General features: G+C 70.9%; 2 protein-coding genes and 1 pseudogene. 2 read left to right on the forward strand and 1 reads right to left on the reverse strand.

The genetic code is table 11. The features are described 5' to 3' along the window. Positions 1-143: 143 nt before the first annotated feature. On the reverse strand, positions 144-1,478 hold the full coding sequence (locus GFD30_RS26060; RefSeq protein WP_153028062.1) for a S8 family peptidase: 1,335 nt from the start codon (positions 1,476-1,478) through the stop codon (positions 144-146). A gap of 185 nt (positions 1,479-1,663) precedes the next feature. Here GFD30_RS26060 and eccE point away from each other — a divergent pair, with 185 nt between their 5' ends. Together eccE and GFD30_RS26070 are read left to right on the forward strand one after the other, a co-directional pair. Then, positions 1,664-2,920: a type VII secretion protein EccE gene (eccE, locus tag GFD30_RS26065; protein WP_194202129.1), complete on the forward strand. Its 1,257-nt coding sequence runs from the start codon at positions 1,664-1,666 to the stop codon at positions 2,918-2,920. Beyond that, positions 2,917-3,399 (forward strand): annotated as a pseudogene (locus GFD30_RS26070) (hypothetical protein); the annotation flags it as partial. The gene eccE and the pseudogene GFD30_RS26070, both read left to right, overlap by 4 nt.

Raw genomic sequence — 3,399 nt, forward strand, 5'->3', positions numbered from 1 at the left:
AGCGACACCGCAGCAGCACGCTCCTGCTCGGTCAACGAACTATACGGATGCAAACAACAACTCCCCGGAAGCGGAACCGAATTCTCAGTCCAACTTCCGGGGAGCAGTTCAATCGGACTGCGCCCCTCTTCGCATGTCCGCTACTAGGCGCCGCTTTCCGCCTTCTCGAGCGACCGCTCCGGCTCCTTCACGCGATCCGGGTCCCTCGTGCCGGCCCGCCAGCGGCGCCGGCGGCCCTTCGGGATGATCGTGCGAAGCACCAGGACCAGCGCGACCAGGACGATGGAGCCGCCCACACTCGCCCACGCCACCGTCTTCTCGAACGCGAGCGGGTCGTAGTCGACGTCGATCGCCGCGATGGACGACGGCTCCTGCTCGGGGGTCGGCTGGGAGCCCGGATCCGACGACTCGCCGTCGGTCGGGGCGTCCGAGAACGACGTCGCCGTCGGATCCTCTCCCGGCGCGAGCGGCGTGGAGACCGCCGCACCCACGTTCAGGACGCCGTGGCCCTGGTAGATGTTGAAGTCGTTCGGCGGATGGATCGCGGTGGTCGTCAACCGGTGCTCGACCCAAGCGGGCGAGACGTCCGTCCCGAACTCCGCCTTGAGCAGCGCCGCCGCGCCCGCCACATACGGGGCCGCGAAACTGGTGCCCTGCGTGGGGACCCAGCCGCCGCCGGGAAGCGGCACGACCACGTTTTGGCCCGGGGCGATCAAGTCGATGTTCTCCCCGTAGTTGGTCTGGACGTAGAAGTTCCCGTCCTGGTTGTGCGCCCCGACCGCGATGACGTCCTCATAGTTCGCCGGAAAGAACTTCGCCTGCTCCGGATCGGCCAGCACGGCCGGATCGTCCATGTGCAGATTGTCGTTCCCGGTGGCGGCGACGATCACCACGTTCGCCGCGATCGCATTCGCGACGGCTTCCTGCAGGAACGTCGTGTCGGGAAGCGTGATCGAGATGTTGATGACGTCGGCGCCGTTCGCGACCGCGTCGTCGATCAGCTCCGCCACGAGCCGCGACCGGTTCGCGTCGGCGCCGTCGTCCCCGATGAACGCGCGCAGCGGCAGGATCTCGGCCCGGGGGGCGACCCCCACGAACTGCTCGCCCTGGGCCGCGCCGGCGGCGATCGCCGCCACCGCAGTGCCGTGCCCGTGGGCGTCGCAGGTCCCGTCGCTGTCGGGATCCCAAGCGTCCCAGCCCGACTTGACACGGGTCCCGAAGATGTCCGTGAGCGACTTCTCGACACCCGAGTCGATGACCGCGATCGTCACCGGGTCGCCTTCGTCGGTCGCCCCGAGGTTGAACTGGTGCGCCTCATCGAGCCCGATGAAGTCACCCGCCCAGTCCCGCGCGGTGAGCGGATCGCTGTTGCCCGACCCGGTCTCGCAAGGGGAGATATCGTCCCCCGAGGCGACCGGCGTGGTGAACTCGGCGTGCGCAGGAGTGCTCGCAAGCAGTACCGTTCCGGCCGTTGCCATGGCAACCGTCGCGGAATAGAGAGGAATACGCGGGAGGAATCGCACCCGCTCAGTCTAACGCCGCAGCGCCAAAGGACCGGTCCGCCGTATACCGGGCGAAACACCGGAAGGGCGGGGCACCAAGAGGTGGACTCGTCCGCTTACGATAGGTACGACCACTCACCTTCATGATGGAGACGTCGCCAATGACGATGCTTCAGGGGCAGCAGCAAGCACGCGGTACCGCGTCCGTGCAGGCCCAGCAGCAAGGCGGGCCTGTCGCCGGCGAGTCGGTCGTGTTCACGACCCGCTCCTCGGGACGGCTCGGCCCGCTCACCGTCGCGCAGCTCATCGCCGTCGAGCTCGCGCTCACGATCGCTCTGGCGAGCCTGGCGTTCGGGACGATCGCGCTGGCCGTCGGCGGCGGCATCGCGCTCATCGTGCTGGTCGTCGTCTTCTGGCGCAAGGGCGACTACTGGTGGTACCAGACCTGGCCCCTCAAGTCCCGCATGCGGCGGCGCATCCGCGCGCTCGACCCCGAGCAGCTCACCGAGGTCCTCCACCGGATCGCCCCCGACCTGGGCATCACCGGTGTCGAGGACCGCGACGAGAACGTCGGCATCGGCCACGACAACAACGGCTGGTTCACCGTCATCGAGATCGGCACCACCGACGAGGGCACGAAGGCCGTCCCGCTCGAGCGCCTCGAGCGCCTCTTCGACGAGACGTCCGTCCCCGTCACCGCGGTCCAGCTCGTCGGCCACACCACCCCGGTCGGCCTGGCTGCGTACGACAACAGCCCCGCCTCGCGCTCCTACCGCGAACTGCTCGGCGACTACCCCGCCGTCGTCCACCACAAGGCGTGGCTGTCCGTGCGCCTCGGCGCCCGCGACGCCCGCGAGGCCACCGCCGAGCGCGGCGGCGAAGTCGACGGCGTCTACAAGGCGCTCGCCTCGACCGCCCAGCGCGTCAGCAAGCTCCTCGGCAACGTCGGCGTCCCCAACCGCATCCTCGACGCCGAAGGCGTCCGCGAAGCGGTCCAGCAGTCCCTCGGCGTCGCCTTCGCGCCGGTCCCCGGCGAGCGGACCGCCGAGGAGTGGAACCACTGGTACGCCGACGGCCTCCGCCACGTCGCCTACCGGATCACCAAGTGGCCCACCGACGCCGTCGCACTGCACCGCACCGTCGACGCCCTCTCCGGCGTCCCCGCCGCCTTCGTGACCGTCTCCATCGTGGTCACCGCCGGAGCGAACGGCAAGGTCAACCCCGACGGCCGCGTCACCGGACGCCAGCTCGCCGTCGACGCCATCGTGCGCCTCGCGCTCGACCAGGCGTCGTGGGAGTCGGCCCAGAACCAGCTCCTGAACGTCGCCGACCAGCTCGGTGTCCGCCTGCAGCGCCTCGACGGCGAGCACGGACCCGCCGCCTACGCATCCGCCCCGACCGGAGGAGGACCCCGATGACCGACCGCGGCAACGTCTACGGCGGCGGCACCTACCAGGGGGGCGGCTACCAGAGCGGCAACTACCGCGCCGGCGGGCGCCACTCCGACGACGAGGACGACGACAAGCGCCCGGTCGACGACGACAACGGCGGCACGCTCAACATGCCGCCCCGCGCCGGCCGGCAGCCTGCCGTCGCTCCGCAGCATTCCCCTTCGGCCCCTTCGGTTCCGCCGTCACGCCCGCAGGGCGCGGTGTACGGGCAGCCGGGCCAGACGGGCCAGCAGCCTGCTCGGCCGGGTCAGACCGGGCAGCAGCCGGCGCAGACCGGCCAGCAGGGCGCCGTCTACGGCGCCCGGCAGGGCCAGCAGTCGCCCCACCCCGCGCAGCCGCCGAGCGCGCGCGGCGGCGCGCAGCCGCCGCGCCCGGCGCAGCCGCCGCAGGCGCAGCCGTCCCAGCAGCAGCGGCCCCAGCAACCGCAGCAGCCGCAGTACCAGACG

It is taken from the genome of Glycomyces albidus, assembly GCF_009451885.1.
GTDB classification, from domain to species: domain Bacteria; phylum Actinomycetota; class Actinomycetes; order Mycobacteriales; family Micromonosporaceae; genus Glycomyces; species Glycomyces albidus.